This is a genomic window from Neglectibacter sp. CSJ-5 (assembly GCF_032490475.1).
GTDB classification, from domain to species: domain Bacteria; phylum Bacillota; class Clostridia; order Oscillospirales; family Acutalibacteraceae; genus Hominenteromicrobium; species Hominenteromicrobium mulieris.
In genome coordinates, this window is record NZ_JAVYJC010000006.1 from 147,267 (window position 1) to 162,493 (window position 15,227).

A 15,227-nucleotide genomic window follows, 5' to 3' on the forward strand; every position below is an offset into this window, starting at 1 on the left:
CACCCACCCAACACCGAAACGGAGGACATATTATGTTTAACAGAAAGAGCAGCTATGCGCTGAACAAGAAAGACCCCAACGCTATCGTTTACATGGATGCCAACGAAGCCATCATCCGCCTGACCCGCGAGGACTTTGCCAGCGAGAAAGAATTTCTGAAATGGAAAGCCCTGTCGGACGAGGACTATCACGCCTCCGAAAAGGAAGCTCACGTCTATGCCAATCACACGCTTGCGCTGGATGAGCTATCCGAGGAAGCGGCCTCCATTCCTGCCGTGGATGTCTGCATGGAGCAGGCGCATGACCGGGCAGAGGCAATCCACCGCAGCGTCAGAAAGGTCACGCAGATTCGGAAGCACCTGACGGATACGCAGTTCCGCAGGGTGTGGATGTATTTCGTGGATGGGATGACGGTTGATGAGATTGGCGCAGCCGAGGGTGTCAGCCATCAGAATATTTCCAAGAGCATCGGCGCGGCGATGAAGAAAATGAAAAAACTTTTCCCTGATTGCTGAAAACAGGGTGCAAAAGTGGCCCAAAATCGGCGATAGGTGAAGGGACATTCTCCACGAAGCCTTTCACCGAACGTTGAAAACTGAATAGACCATGATGCAGGCACAAAACCCGCGTGATAGCGGCATAAGGTGCGCCGCCACGACGTTGGCTTCAAGGAGGTGATTCCGGAAAAGCCATCTGAGCGATCTACGCAGCCTTAGACCTGATTCGGCAAATCGGGCGCGATGACAGCGCGGCGGATAATGAAACTTGCTCACGCCCTCCCACAGACTTGAGGGGGAACCCTGCGGTATGCGCCAGCTCTTTGAGGCAGCGGTATCGTGGAGTTATGACAGCCCTGCCAAGGGCGGCCTGCATCATGCCCACTATTCGGGGCGCGTGGCAAATAGGATAGTTCTTCTCAAATGGACAAGCAGAGCGGCTGCGCCGGTATTCGCCATTATGTTATGTGGCTCCAATTCTGCCCGCGCAGCCGCCTCTCAAAGTCAGATACCATGCGCTGACGGCCTTTCCCGTCAGCGCATTCATGTGACCTTGAGGAAACCCACCAAACCGAGAAAGGAGATCGCCATGATGCAGCCAACGCCAAAAGAATCCCGAATCCACACGGATGAGCTGGTGGACATCCGGGAAGTATCTGTTGACAAAAATCTTCCCAAGGAAGAACGCATCGCCGCCTTTATCCGCCAGATCAAAAATCCCTACCGCTTCCGCTGCGGCGATTTTGTGGTAAACGCCTGCTTTGCCGGGAACGGTATTACGTTGGAGGAATGTCTGCAAGGCATTTTGCGCTGAGCGACATCCTCGCTTTTTTCCGCAGAGAGTGCTATGATCGGTGTGGAAAAGGATGAAAACCTAATAGCCAGATAACCACTCTTTTCATGCGGGAGCAGTCCGGGAGAAAGGAGTGCTTTTTCATGTCTAAATACAAAGCAGCCGCTTATATCCGCCTGTCCTACACCGACGATCATTCCAGCGAGAGCGACAGCGTTTCCAATCAGCGCAAGCTCATTGAAAACTTTGTGGAGCGCAACCCGGATATTGAGGTCGTTTCCGAAAAGATCGACGACGGATACAGCGGCATCATCTTCGACCGCCCCGCGTTCAAGGAAATGATGCAGGATGTCACCGATGGCAACATCAACTGCGTCATCGTAAAAGACCTCTCCCGCTTGGGGCGCGAGTACATCGAAACAGGCCGGTATCTGCGCCGGGTATTCCCGGCCTACGGGGTACGCTTCATCGCCATCACCGACAGCATCGACACCGCCCACGACAGCGGCGATGATCTGACCGTATCGGTCAAGAACATTATGAACGAAGCCTACTGCCGGGACATTTCCATCAAGACCCGTTCTTCTCTGGACGTGAAGCGGCGCAACGGCGATTTCGTCGGCGCTTTCCCGGTGTACGGCTACATGAAAGCCGAGGACAATAAAAACCTACTCGTCCCCGATCCCTACGCCGCCCGCGTTGTCTGCGACATTTTCCGTATGCGGCTGGAGGGTGCAAGCGCCTCCAAAATCGCATCGGAGCTGAACCGGCTGGGTATCCTTTCCCCGCTGGCATATAAGAAAAACAACGGCCTGCCCTATGCGAAAAACGGCTATGCCGATAAAGCGGACTGCAAATGGTCGGCCACCACCATCATCCGCATCTTACAGGATGAAACCTATACCGGAACGCTGGTGCAGGGCAAACAGGGTACACCGCATTACAAGATCAAGCAGATGGAGCAGCGTCCCGCCTCCGAGTGGGTACGCGTCCCAGATGCCCACGAAGCGCTGATTGCCCGTCAGGATTTTGAGCTGGTGCAGCGCATCAAGGGGCTGGATACCCGGACTTCTCCCAACGAGGACACGGTGTACCTGTTCTCCGGTATCCTGATCTGCGGGTGCTGCGGAAGCCGCATGACCCGCAAGACCAACCGTGCAAACGGCAAGGAGTACCACTACTATTATTGTCCCACCGGCAAGAAAAAGGGCTGCGCCCATCCGGTCATGCTGAAAGAAAGCAGCCTGATCGACTGTGTGCGGGACAGCCTGAAATCCTATATCGGCAATATTGCTTCTCTGGAGGCGCTGCTGACCGGCATTGACCAGACCAGCATCAATCAGGCGCTTGCCAAGGAATACAGCGACCACATCACCGACAACGAGCGCCGGTTGGAGCAGGTGCTGGAGTTCAAGGCACGGCTTTATGAGAGCCTTGTGGGAGGTATGCTTACCAAGGAAGAATACGCCTCCTACAAAGCCAAGTACACCAAGCAGGCCGAGGACATCCGTGAGAGCGTCCGCGTTCTCAAGGAAAAGCTCACGGAGGTGCTGGAAAACCGAAGTGAGCGCAACCGCTGGATTTCACAGTTTACGCAGTTCTCCACGCTGGAAACCTTAGACCGCAGGGCGCTCATTCACATGGTACAGAGCATCCGCGTCCGTGGCAAAAAGGAGCTGGATATTACCTTTACCCATGAGGACGAATACAAAAAGGCGTTGCAGCTTTTGGCGCTGGCAGCGCAGCAGAAAGATTACGAACAGAGGAAGGTGGGCTGAGCATGGCAAGAAAGAGCAGAAAAGAAACGGCTGCGGTAGTCGTGCAGGAGGCCGACACCGCTTGCCGCGCCGCGATCTACGTTCGCCTTTCGGTGGAGGATACCCACACGCACAGCGTATCCATTGAAACCCAGCAGATGATTATTGCCCGCTATCTGGAGCAGTACCCGGAGATCAGCGTGTACGATACCTACATTGACAACGGCGCGACGGGGACAAACTTCCACCGTCCGGGCTTTCAGCAGATGCTCTCGGATATTGAGGCCGGTCATGTAAACTGCGTGATTGTCAAAGACCTCTCGCGTTTGGGGCGGAACACCATCGACACCGGCTACTACATCGAACAGCATTTCCGCATCCGCAGCATCCGCTTTATTGCGGTCAATGAAAACTTCGACACCGCCAACCCAGAGGATGCCCATTCCGGTATCATCATCCCGCTGCGGAACATGATAAACGAAGCCTACGCTTTGGACATTGGGCGCAAGATCAGGGCGCAGCAGCGGCAGGCCATGAAGGACGGCAAGTTCATTGGTGCGCGTACTCCCTACGGCTACCTGAAGGCCAAGGACGATTGCCACCAGCTTATCATTGACCCGGTTGCCGCTGTTGTGGTGCAGCGGATGTTCCGCTGGGCTTCCGAGGGCGCTGGCCTCAATACCATCGCCGTGCGGCTGAACGAAGCGGGCGTCCTCACCCCCAGCCACTACAAGAAGATGCAGGGTAAGATCACCCATGAAAATTTGCTTGGCAGCGGCAAGTGGCAGACCCGAACGGTCGGCGTCATTCTCCGCTCCGAGGTCTACACCGGAGATCTCGTTCAGGGGCAGACCAAAACCGTGGATCACCGGCAGGTCAAGGCCGACGCCGAGGAATGGACGGTGGTACGGAACACCCACGAGGCCATCATCAGCCGGGAACAGTTCGCGGCGGTGCAGGAAATTCTCAATCAGACCGCCAGCCGCGCCAAGGCGCGGCTGGTCAAAGCCTACACGCCGAATTTGTTCAAAGGCAAGGTGTTCTGCGCCCATTGCGGCGGCAGTCTGCACCGGCAGCGGAATATCCGCAAGAAGTCCGATGATGTGTACTTCTACCATTGTCTGAGCCAGAGCCGAATCAGCAAGGATGCCTGCCCCGGCGTGACCATCCGCGAGGATGCGCTACTGGATATGCTGGCGGATATGCTTCAGGAAGCGCTCAACACCGCTTTGGGCGACTACCGCCTGTCGCTTGCGGAGCTGCCCCGGCAGGCCGCTGACCGCGCTGAGCTGCGGGAGAAGATCACCAGCCGCAAACAGGAAATCCAGCGGCTTCGCGGTATCGTGCGGAGCCTGTATGAAAACCTTGTGCAAGGCGTTCTCACCAAGGATGAATACTTTGACTACAAGGAGAAGTACGAAAGCCGCATTGCCGACCTCGCCGTGGAAATGGAACAGTTGGAAGATGGCCTGCGAACGATGGATGCTCAAACAGAGCAGCACCGGGCGCTGGAACAGGATGCCGCGCAAATCAAGACTGACCGTGCGCTGACCGGCGCACTCATCGAGCGGCTGATCGACCGCATCGAGGTATCCCACAACAAGCAGATCACGGTGCGCTATCGCTTCCAGAGCGAGTTTGAAACCTATGCGGAGGTGCTGAAACAATGCAGAAATATGTAATTGCCCTCTACATCCGCCTCTCCATTGAGGATTACAAGTACGACAGCCTGAGCATTGAAAATCAGAGCCTTGTTCTCCATGAATATGCGGCATCCATGCCCGAAGCCCTGAACGCGGAGATCACGGAGTTCATCGACAACGGATACAGCGGCACGAATTTCGAGCGCCCGCAGGTACAGAAGCTCATTGAGCTGGTGCGGGCCAATCAAATCGACTGCATCATCGTCAAGGATTTTTCCCGCTTCGGGCGAAACAGCATTGAAACCGGCTACTTTATCGAGCGTGTGTTCCCGCTGTTCCATACCCGCTTCATTTCCATCAGCGACGATTTTGACAGCAGCAAATTCAAGGGCGACACCGGTGGCATGGACGTGGCGTTCAAGTATCTCATCAGCGAGTATTACAGCCGCGATATGTCCATCAAAACCAAGAGTGCCAAGTACGCCAAGATGCAGCGCGGTGAGTATCAGAGCAAAATCTGTCCCTACGGCTACCGCAAAAGTGCCGATGGCAGAATGGAGCCTGACCCGGAGGCCGCTACCGTTGTGCAGCTCATTTTCAGCCTCTCCGCAGGTGGCATGAACGCCGCTGCCATCACGCGGGAACTGTTCCGCAGGAACATCCCCACTCCCGGCCAGTACAAAGCGGCGCACGGCAATCACACCCATGATATTTCCCGCTGTCACGGGATTTGGAGTACATCCACTATTCTCCGCATTTTGGAGGATGAACGCTACACCGGCGTATATGTGATCGGCAAGCGGGCGGTTCTCGAAGTAGGCGGCACCAGAAGCCGCCTGAAGGACAGAGAATCGTGGTACATCATCTCCGACCACCACCCGGCCATCGTTGAGAGAGCCGTGTTTGATACCGTGCAGACCAGCCAGCTCCGTTTTTCCCAGCCCAACAAAAAGAAGCGGGACTACCCGCTGAAAGGCAAAGCCTTCTGTGGCTGCTGCGGTCATGCGCTGTCCCGCACCATGCAGAAAACCTCATATTATCACTGCCGCCATTCCGAGGCGGACGTAGAAAGCCGCTGCCACAAGATGCGTCTGAACGCCGCAGAGCTGGAACAAGCGGTATTCCTGACGCTGAAAAAGCAGATGAAAGCCGCCGCGCCACTTGCCCCTGACGGTACGCTCCGGGTGGATGCTTCCGTACCGGAACGCACCGAATATGAGCAGCAGATCGAGGCGCTGCAAGACGGTAAGCGCGCCTTGTATGAACGCTATCTCATGGGCGAGATTGACCTGAACACCTACAAGGCGGAAAAGACCGCGTGTGACGAGCTGCTTTTGAAAACGAAAAACGCCTATGCCGCAGTATTGGCACAGGCGAAGCAGAAACAGGACGAACAGGCACGGCAGGACAGCCGCATGGAAGCGTCCAAGGCAATTTTCGATGCGGACACGCTGACCACCGAGCTGGCCGAGCTGCTGATCGACAGGGTGCTGGTGTACCCCGACAAGCGCATTGAGATCGCATACAAAATCCAGGACATTTTTGATTGAGGTGGCAGTCATGAAAATCGCTTTCTATTGCAGAGTGGGCGGACAGAGCTTCGGTTTTGTCCTCCCCGATGAAGCTGACAAGCTCCGCGAGTTTTTCGCCGAGCATCAGGATAAGCCTGCGCTTGAGAATCCATCAAGCGCAAGCTAAAAATTTTTGTCGTGTGCTTGACATACGGGTGCCTTAAATCGTGAAAACGCATTCTTTTACAACCGTGCTTTTGAATATACTGCGGAAAATAGCTTGTCAAATATTCCGGTCGCATTAAATCACCAAGCTCGTCTACAAAGACATAACCGTCATATTCGTAGTTGTAGCAGTTTCCGCAGACCTTTTTGTTGACTTCCTGTGCCGCTTTTGCTTCTTTGAAATACTCAGCAAAGCTGCCGACAAGCGGAAGTGTACGCATACTGGATTTTGTTTTTGCAGAGTCCTGTGCGTACATTTTTGTTTTTCCGTCCACTTGCAGCGATGTGACTGTGTGCCTTATAGTGATTGTGCCACGCTCAAAGTCAATGGCGTCCCATTTCAGTCCGCAGACTTCGCCACGACGCAAGCCGTAAAATGCGGCGACCAAAACAGGTAGTTCCAGCTTTGTCCCTTTGACTACTTCAAATAAATGCTGCAGTTCTTCCGCATCAAGGAATACAGGCTGATAATCGTTCTTTTTCGGGCGGTCTACTTTCATTGCCACATTCTGCGTAACGAGGTCGGTTTTCATTGCGTATTTCAGCGCCTGATGAATAACAGCGTGATAGTGAATAACCGAGTTTGGCTTGACCGTTTTCAGCTTTTCGGAATAGAATTGCTGAATGTGTCTTGCCTCCAAGCCCTGAAGCGTTACCGCCTTCTTACGAAAATACGGCTCAATCACCGATTTCACCATTTGCTCGTAAGAGCTGAATGTGGTTGCTTTAACACGCACCTTGACGATTTCCAACCATTCAAGCAGGTAGTCTGCAAACGGCATATCGGAAGCAAGCTCGCCGACTTCCTGCGGCGGTACAAATTCACTTCTAATTCGTGCAAGTTCGGCTTCAGCTTTTCGTTTGTTTCCCTTTTCGGGCAGTCCCGTGGAAAAGTATTTCACACGGCGTTTTCCGTTGTTGTTATAGTAGCTTAGCACTACATAATAAAAACCTTTTTTAACTTGTAGGTGTCCTGATACCATTGTTTTTAACTCCTTTCATTGTACATCACAGGAAAGACCTACACCGACAAGCCTATTATAGCTTGCCAGCATAGTTCTTTCCATTCTGCAAAAGTCACTCGCTGTACACTTTGGTTCGAATTAACGGGCGTCTCTGTTGCGTTCTCGCTGGCGTTTCAAAAGCTCCAATCCTTTAAGAATATCTCGTTTGATTTGCTTATCGCTGTAATTTTGCGGAAAGTATTTGCGAAGCTCATCACGCGGCAGTTTGATTTGTTCTTTTTGATTTGGTTTTTCTTCCGACAAAATAGCGTAAATAGCGTCGGCGGTAAGCAAGCCGTCCTGTGACATTTTCTTCAGCCTGATACTCTGTGCGTGTGACGGTGTGCAGTCGTTCATATTGATTGCGTCAAGCAAAGTGAGCTGTTCGTCACGGTCAAGGTAGGAGATTTCAACCGCAGGGTTAAAAGCGATTTTTTTGTCATCTACCATTGAAAGCAGTTCGGGAATTAAGCAAGTTAAGCGGATATAGCGTTGGATTTGTCGCTCACTATCGTCGCTGTCTTTGCTCACTTGTGTTATACTCAATAACTTCTCGCCAAGTTGGCGAGAAGTAACACCTTGATGTTTTATGGCGTCTAACTTCATCTTGTAGGCAAACGCTTTTTCGCTGGGCAAAATCGTTTCCCTTTGCAAATTGGCGTCCACCATTGCAATCACTGCTTCGTCGTCGGACATCTCACGGACGATTACAGGCATAGTTTCAATTCCGAGCACCTGACACGCCGCAAGCCTTCTGTGCCCCGAAATAAGCTCGTATCCGCCGTCAGGCAGAGGTCTGGCAAGCGCCGGGGTTATTGTGCCGACTTTGCGTATGCTTTCAATCATTCGTTCCATCTCCTCGTTGTTCTGCACCTTAAATGGATGATTCTTAAAAGGGTGAAGTTCGTCAAGAGGTATGTTCTTTACACGCTCAAGCTTTGCGTCGTCACGCTCCGCCTGCGTTGTAAATAGGTCATCCAGAGTCGGTAAAGTAAAATCTGATTTTCGTTTTGTCATCGTTCGTATCCTCTCTTTCTTGATTTATTAAGTCCGAAATATCGGCTTCGCATATTCTCCTCAATGAGAATATTTTCTTTGATTTTAGGGTTATCCTCTATAATCCTTGCCGCTGTTTTCCTGTCCTTTCGGAGCTGAGCCAGAGCCTTTGTGCAGTCATCTCGCTTGACAACAAGCTTTGTTTTTTCGTCGGGATCATGGCAAGAATCAATATCTCGGTAGAGCATTTTGCGGTAATCCGATATGAGCTTTATTTCTGAGTCTGTGTGTTTTATAAATACTTCCACAGAAGAAATATCGGTTAAGTGATTGTCGCAAATGAGCTGTACCTGTGCGGTGTGGCGGTCAAGCCAACGGCAAGCCTCACGCATTTCGGGCGATAACGGATTGTGTTTTTTGTTTTTCGGCAGCACGCCGAGCAGATATAAATATCTGAAATACAATGCTTTAAGACCCGTAATCTTTTTGGCGGTTTTTAAGTTGCCTTTAACAAAATGCGCCTTTTGAATTGTTACACCGAAGCTCTTTTTTTCGGTAAACTCATAGTATAAGCGGTAAGCTTCCTGCGGGTTGTTTCGCAGAGTATCTCTCATTTGGTCATAGATTGCGTCACGGTCATAGGCTTCTCCCAAACGGTACAAACGAGTTTCTTTCTTGCTGTTGACAGAGCGAATAGTAGCGTATTTATGGTATGGGTTTAGATCGATTACATATCCGAGCTGTTTCATAACATAGGTAAAAGCTTTGGGATTTGTACTCATCGAAAGTGCTTTATCTATCGCCTCACGCATTAAATTGTATCGAGTCGGCTCGCCGTTCTTTTCCGCAAAGTACAGCTTGCGGGGTGTCTTTCCTTTAGGATTTTTAATGACCGACAAACCATTTTCTTTGCAAAGCTCATCGGAAATACTACGCAGTTTCCAGTATGCTCCCTCGTTGCAGTTAAACTTCTTACCATTCCACATATTCACCGAATTGATGACCAAATGGTTGTGATATGTGCCGGTGTTAAAGTGCGTAGCGACCAGCACTTGATAATGGTCGCCCCACATTCTTTTGGCAAGCTCAACGCCGAGTTTGTGTGCAAGCTGGGGTGTGACTTCGCCTGTTTTGAAACTCTGATATGCGTGATAAGCCACATTGCCGACCGTCTTATCGAAGCGTTCTTGTACCGCTTTCATCTCGGCAAAAGCTGTTTCTGCGGTGCAGTTTACGCCTGTCACATACATTGCTTTTTCTTCACCGATTACGGTTTTTCTCTCGTCGCTTGCGTAGTGAAGTGCCTTGCAAATATCGCTGTAAATCGTCTTATCAGGGTTCGCCGCATAGCTCAAAACACGGCTGACACTATCGGTTATAGCCCATATTTTTGTTACTGCCACGGCGAATCACTTGCGCTTTCCGGCTCACCGATTGAGTGATAAGACTTCAATAATTTGCTCACAACATCGTTGAAGTTTGCATTTACATTGGCTTCGGAAAGCGACTTCCAATTGTCACGAAGTGAGGTCAAACCTCGGTAAGCTTCGTAAAATTCCTGCGGCAAGGTTGCCTGAACTTCCTTGCCCAACCCGAGTTTTCTAAGGTAAGCCGAGAGCGAAAGTCCACATTTTTTAGCGGCAGTTTCCATTTTTCTTTTTTCTCCCTCAGTCACTCGGATATTGATTGCAGTTGTTCTTTGTCTCATATATTTTCATTCCTTTCTCCTAAAAATCGGGGTTACAGGGGCGGCAAGTCCCTTTCGGCAATTTGCCGCCGGTTTTGTGGGTTTCAAAGGCAACACAAAACCTATGCTCGCTGTCCTTACGGATTGGCAATACCTGTATAGCCTTATATCCACTTTCTCAAAAAGTGACGATAGTGACGGCTGTGACGGCTTTTTCCTATATAGCGGATTTATTGTCATCGCCGTCATTGCCGTCATTCTTTTTTAAGTAAATCAGTCGGCTCGTGCCGGTGCGTTTTGTTTTGTATTCGATGCCTTGCGGCTGAAAAACTTCCGAAGAAAATCGGGCAAGTATTTTGGTCACGACATTCGGTGTAACCTCGGTTTCGTTCACCTGCGTTATAAGTTGCGTTGCAGTGCCTCGCCATTCTTTTATTTCCGAAATATAATCAACCAGCCGGAAAATAAACTTCGGTATTTCTTCACGGTGAATATCCTCCATATCCTTTCGCTCGACCAACTCCCACAAGTGACTGCGGTTGTCAAACTTCAAGGTCAGCTCCTGATATGCAATATCTCGACCGGTGGCAAGCAGCGTTCCGGTTTCGTTGGCACGGCTGCGTTTCAAAACAAAATTCGTATCTGCCGCACCCGTGATACCGGTGGAACCTGACACCTCGTTGAATGGGTCGCTGACATCTTTCAGCTTCCTGACATGGTGAACAACTACAACAGCAATGCCGTACTTGTCCGAAATATTTTTCAGTGCCGTTACATCGTCGTAGTCGCCTGCATACATTCCGCTTTTTCCGCCGGTGCTTTTTGAATCTCGAACCTTTTGAAAGGTGTCGATAATGACAAGTTTTGTTTTCGGAAAGTCGGAAAGATACTGTTCGATTTGCTGTTCCAAGCCGTTGGCGATTTGAAAACTCGTTGTTGCAATGCGAAGTTCGGGCGGTGCTTCGTCTGTGATTTGATACAGGCGGCTTTGTATTCGTGCGTAGGTATCCTCCAAGCAGAGATAAAGTACATCGCTCTTGTGGGTTTCAAATTCCCACACGGGTTGTCCTCTCGCCACTTGAATACCGAGCCAAAGCATAAGCCAGCTCTTGCCGATTTTACTTGAACCCGAAAGCACACTTAGTCCTTGCGGTATCAAGCCGTCAACCACAAATAGGGTTTTTCTCATCGGCGTTGACAGCAGCGTGTCCGCATCAATCGTTTTCAGCTTCTCAACTTGCATTCTTCACACCTTCTTCCATAACATAATTGATGACATTGACCTTCGGAATCTTAAAAGCGTTTCCGATTTTAACGCCGGAGATATATCCGTTGTTAATCAGGTCGTATGCCAAGTGTCGGCTTACGCCGAGCATTTGTTGAAGCTGAGCTACTGTAACGATGTCCGGATATTCCGGGAACATCATCTTGTAAAGCTCTTTCAATTCTGTTTTTCTCATCTTCTTAACCTCCTTTGTGAGAAAAAAGCTGCACGGTATGTACAGCTATGTACAAGGCAACAGTCGAAAGGAGGACTCTTGCTGTTGCCTTTTCGCCGTTCTGCCCGAATGTCGTTTTTCTATCCCTGCCCCCATCTCGGCGGCGTTGCCCTGCTCACGTCGTCACAAACTACAGACCGTTTGCTTCCGTGTAAACACGAAAGCTCGCTCATTTCGCTGTTCCTCCTCTTCCCCAAAAAGTCTTTTGACTTTTCGGGGACCCCGGTTATCGCAAAGTCATATCCCATTCGGACGGTCATTCAGTTTTAGAAAATCAATTCTATTGCAATTTTGATTTGCAAATTCATTATAGCTGTGTATTGACACGAAGGCAACACTTTTGTATAATGTTATTTGTAGTGATATGGATTTGATAATTATTCGAAAATTCTCATTTTCTAAAACGGAGGTCTTAGCAATGAGCGAAAACCTACTCCAAACAGAAGATAAATACAGTGCCGTGTACTTTGAATTTGCTCCAAATAGATGGCACGTAACGGACGACGAAAAATCTTGCGTTCTTTCCGTGAACGGCGAGTACAATTACTCAAAACTGCTTGAGTTGTATAACGCTATCGAGGTCGATAGACGAGAAACGATTGCTTTGGCTGTTACCGGCAAAAAAGAATTTATTTTATCGGACGGTGAACTTCCTCAAATTAAGCAGGATACTGCCGATACGCTTGCTCGTTTGCGAGCTGTTACGCAAAAAATAAATTCTGTATTTGACTTTCTTCCTATGGGCGACAGCAGAGCTTATATCTCACCGATGAACACCGCTTCTGTCTTTTTTTCACCGGGCGAAGGAATTTTGAATTTTCTCTATGCTGATTTTGATTCGGCGTATAATGAATGCCTGAATCGCACAAAAAAAGACTTGCCTGATGAGACAAGTCTTGATATTTCTTTACTGACCGAAAAAGAAAAGAAATTGTATTATTATTTGGCTTTAACCGAAACGCAAAAACGCTTTAAGCCATTGATAGAAGCTTCGCTGTTTACAGCGGAATTTCCGCCGATTCTGCTTCATTGCTCAAAGCAGGAGTTGACGGACTATTACCAGTACCTTAAAAAAATGCAAAATAATCTATTGCATTTAATTGAAGCGACATTTGACGAGAATTTTTGCGACGGATTTTTCAATCGCCTAACCCACAAAACGAGATTTGCAGGCTACTGCCGTAAGCAAGGATTGCCGACAGAGCAAAAGCGAACGATTGTGCATAGCATCAGCATTGTTGATGCAGAACATCAGGTGGAAAATGTACTTGAGGGCTGTGTCGAGAGTGATTTTGATTTGCATATAAAAATGGCGGCCGCTTCGGAAGTTTCTCCGAGCGTTCAAAAGAATTTGGATGAGCTCGGTTTTACTATGCCGGAAATGATTGCCTTGTCTGCAATGCAAGCCGACGAGTACGAAACTTGTATTTGTGAAAGTATTGAACAGCAAATTGAGTTTGAACTGATACAGTTGTTGAAGTCCGACATCGGAATGCGTAAATGCAAACGCTGCGGTAAGTATTTCATTATGAAGGGCAATTACAATACTAATTACTGCGACCGCATTGCCGAGGGTGAAACCCGCAACTGCCAAGACTTAGCCGCACAAGAGAACTATAAAAGGAAAATGGCGGACAATGCCGCCATTCCCTTGTATCAAAAGTATTATAAGAGATATGCCGCCCGTGTTCGTGTAAGGCAGATTAAAGAGCCTGATTTCAAAAAGTGGAAGTATCAGGCGATGACAAAGCGCGACGAATGCTCCGACGGCAAAATCACCCTTGCGGAGTTTGAAGAGTGGCTTGAGGGCAGCTTTCCGAATAGGAAGAAGAAACAATAAAGTGAAAACTTGTGAAAGCACGGCTGATTTTTCGGCCGTGCTTTATTTAATAATATGCGTTTTATTCGAAAAAACGAATATACTTAACAACGGTATAATTTACATTATGAGCAGTTTGCCGATGGAACGGTAAAATGTATTGAAGATGAGATACCATTTGAGTTGCCTGACGGCTGGGCGTGGAGCAGGTTGGAACCGATTGCATCTTTGATCACAGATTATGTTGCCAATGGGAGTTTTGCAAGTCTTAAAGCAAATGTAAGAACCTACAAAGAGAAAAATTACGCTTTGTTCGTAAGAACTGTTGACTTTGCAAACAATTTCAAAGGTGATTTATCGTATATTGATAAGGAAAGTTATGATTTTCTTGAAAAATCAAAATTGTATGGTGGCGAATTGATGTTAAGTAATATTGGAGCATCAATTGGTAAAGTATTTAAGGTTCCTCATCTTGATACTCCAATGTCACTTGCACCAAATGCAATTATACTTAGATTTTTTAACGATATTACGTGTGATTATTTTGAATATGTATTCAAATCTTTTGTCGGTCAAAACTATTTGCAGTTTTTAAGCGGCGGTGCCGCTATGCCCAAGTTCAATAAAACAGATTTACGTGCAATGATTGTTCCGGTTCCGCCAATAAAAGAACAAGAAAGAATTGTAGAATCCGTAAAGAATACTTTTATCGGTATAGATGATCTTGATATTTCCTACAGTGGTTTGGCAAATACCATACAAAGTGTCAAATCCAAAATTCTTGACCTTGCAATTAGAGGAAAACTCGTTCCACAAGACCCGAATGATGAACCGGCTTCTGTTCTTCTTGAACGCATACGAGCCGAAAAAGAGGAATTGATTAAGCAAGGCAAAATCAAGCGTGATAAGAAGGAATCTGTCATCTTCAAAGGTGATGATAACTCTTATTATGAGAAGTATGGTGAGAAACTGCCAAGTGGTTGGGTTGTGACAAACTTTGAAACTATACTGGAATATGAACAGCCGACTAAATACATCGTTCATGATACCAATTACAAGCCGACATATAAAACACCTGTCTTAACAGCCGGTAAATCATTTATACTTGGATACACAAACGAAACGGACAATATATTTGATGATTTGCCTGTAATAATTTTTGATGACTTCACAACAGAAAGCAAGTTTGTCGATTTTTCTTTTAAGGTTAAATCGTCAGCAATGAAAATATTACACATAAATCAAGATTTAGTGCTTCCAAAATATGCTTTTTATCTTATGCAAGCCACAGAAATAGACCACGACAATCATCAAAGATATTGGATTTCTACTTACAGTCAGGAGATAGTTGCTTTGCCACCTATAAATGAACAGGAAAGAATATTGACGGCATTAGAGCATTATTTTAATTTGTTGGATACACTACAATAAACATTAAAGCGAGCTTACGATAAGCTCGCTTTAATGCTTTCTATAAGAACAAATAGATTATTGATTGCTTGGGCTATTTTACACTGTTCTTCAATTGACGGAACAGGAACTAAAATTCTATTCATGTTTTCTTGAGTAAGCTTTAATCTTGTTGTTCCGTATACATAATCAAAATAATCAATTGAATTTAGACAGTTCGTTAGATATTCCGGGAAAACGAGCGATTGTAGAATATGGGCGTGATTATTGATGCTATTATAAAAGTAGACACGGAAGGGTAGAAAAAAGCCTGTCCGTGGAGTATCATAAAGGTGAGTATTCTACCGGAAGGGAGCTCGTCTTTATGTCTAAACACTTGAATCCGT

13 protein-coding genes and 1 pseudogene are annotated in these 15,227 nt (G+C 48.0%); 7 read left to right on the plus strand and 7 right to left on the minus strand.

What is annotated here, in order from left to right:
* Nucleotides 1-32 precede the first annotated feature (32 nt).
* From R2K26_RS12625 to R2K26_RS12645, 5 genes are all read left to right on the plus strand, one after another.
* A complete protein-coding gene (locus R2K26_RS12625; RefSeq protein ID WP_185916440.1) occupies nt 33-515 on the plus strand; it encodes a sigma-70 family RNA polymerase sigma factor in 483 nt (160 codons plus the stop codon).
* Between the two features lie 574 nt (nt 516-1,089).
* On the plus strand, nt 1,090-1,311 hold the full coding sequence (locus tag R2K26_RS12630; protein WP_316522063.1) for a DUF6870 family protein: 222 nt from the start codon (nt 1,090-1,092) through the stop codon (nt 1,309-1,311).
* Nucleotides 1,312-1,433: 122 nt separating this feature from the next.
* A complete protein-coding gene (locus R2K26_RS12635; RefSeq protein ID WP_316522011.1) occupies nt 1,434-3,068 on the plus strand; it encodes a recombinase family protein in 1,635 nt (544 codons plus the stop codon).
* 2 nt (nt 3,069-3,070) lie between these two features.
* Entirely contained in the window at nt 3,071-4,729 is a 1,659-nt protein-coding gene (locus R2K26_RS12640) for a recombinase family protein (protein WP_316522015.1), read from the plus strand.
* Entirely contained in the window at nt 4,714-6,240 is a 1,527-nt protein-coding gene (locus tag R2K26_RS12645) for a recombinase family protein (RefSeq protein WP_316522018.1), read from the plus strand. Before R2K26_RS12640 ends, R2K26_RS12645 begins: the two co-directional genes overlap by 16 nt.
* A gap of 8 nt (nt 6,241-6,248) precedes the next feature.
* Here R2K26_RS12645 and R2K26_RS12650 read toward each other — a convergent pair whose 3' ends face one another.
* The 6 genes from R2K26_RS12650 to R2K26_RS12675 form a co-directional block, all read right to left on the minus strand.
* A complete protein-coding gene (locus R2K26_RS12650; protein WP_316522022.1) occupies nt 6,249-7,409 on the minus strand; it encodes a site-specific integrase in 1,161 nt (386 codons plus the stop codon).
* 120 nt (nt 7,410-7,529) lie between these two features.
* The gene (locus tag R2K26_RS12655) at nt 7,530-8,447 is read right to left on the minus strand and encodes a ParB/RepB/Spo0J family partition protein (protein WP_177645669.1); all 918 of its coding nucleotides are present in this window, start codon (nt 8,445-8,447) and stop codon (nt 7,530-7,532) included.
* Nucleotides 8,444-9,829, minus strand: coding sequence for a relaxase/mobilization nuclease domain-containing protein (locus R2K26_RS12660; RefSeq protein ID WP_177645667.1), 1,386 nt, complete (start codon nt 9,827-9,829; stop codon nt 8,444-8,446). Before R2K26_RS12660 ends, R2K26_RS12655 begins: the two co-directional genes overlap by 4 nt.
* Nucleotides 9,820-10,134, minus strand: a complete 315-nt coding sequence (locus tag R2K26_RS12665) for a plasmid mobilization protein (RefSeq protein WP_177645664.1) — start codon at nt 10,132-10,134, stop codon at nt 9,820-9,822. The genes R2K26_RS12660 and R2K26_RS12665 overlap by 10 nt, the downstream gene beginning before the upstream one ends.
* A 196-nt stretch (nt 10,135-10,330) precedes the next feature.
* Complete coding sequence (locus R2K26_RS12670) at nt 10,331-11,356, minus strand: AAA family ATPase (protein WP_177645662.1); 1,026 nt, start codon at nt 11,354-11,356, stop codon at nt 10,331-10,333.
* A complete protein-coding gene (locus R2K26_RS12675; RefSeq protein WP_177645659.1) occupies nt 11,346-11,573 on the minus strand; it encodes a helix-turn-helix domain-containing protein in 228 nt (75 codons plus the stop codon). Before R2K26_RS12675 ends, R2K26_RS12670 begins: the two co-directional genes overlap by 11 nt.
* A 457-nt stretch (nt 11,574-12,030) precedes the next feature.
* On the opposite strand from R2K26_RS12675, the gene R2K26_RS12680 reads away from it, so the two are divergent.
* Both R2K26_RS12680 and R2K26_RS12685 read left to right on the plus strand, forming a co-directional pair.
* Nucleotides 12,031-13,452 carry a DUF6076 domain-containing protein gene (locus R2K26_RS12680; RefSeq protein ID WP_177713923.1) on the plus strand — a complete coding sequence of 474 codons (1,422 nt, stop codon included), beginning with the start codon at nt 12,031-12,033 and terminating at the stop codon, nt 13,450-13,452.
* 189 nt (nt 13,453-13,641) lie between these two features.
* On the plus strand, nt 13,642-14,862 hold the full coding sequence (locus tag R2K26_RS12685; protein ID WP_177645652.1) for a restriction endonuclease subunit S: 1,221 nt from the start codon (nt 13,642-13,644) through the stop codon (nt 14,860-14,862).
* Between the two features lie 14 nt (nt 14,863-14,876).
* On the opposite strand, the pseudogene R2K26_RS15500 reads toward R2K26_RS12685, so the two are convergent.
* Nucleotides 14,877-15,119 (minus strand): annotated as a pseudogene (locus tag R2K26_RS15500) (restriction endonuclease subunit S); the annotation flags it as partial.
* Nucleotides 15,120-15,227: the final 108 nt, after the last annotated feature.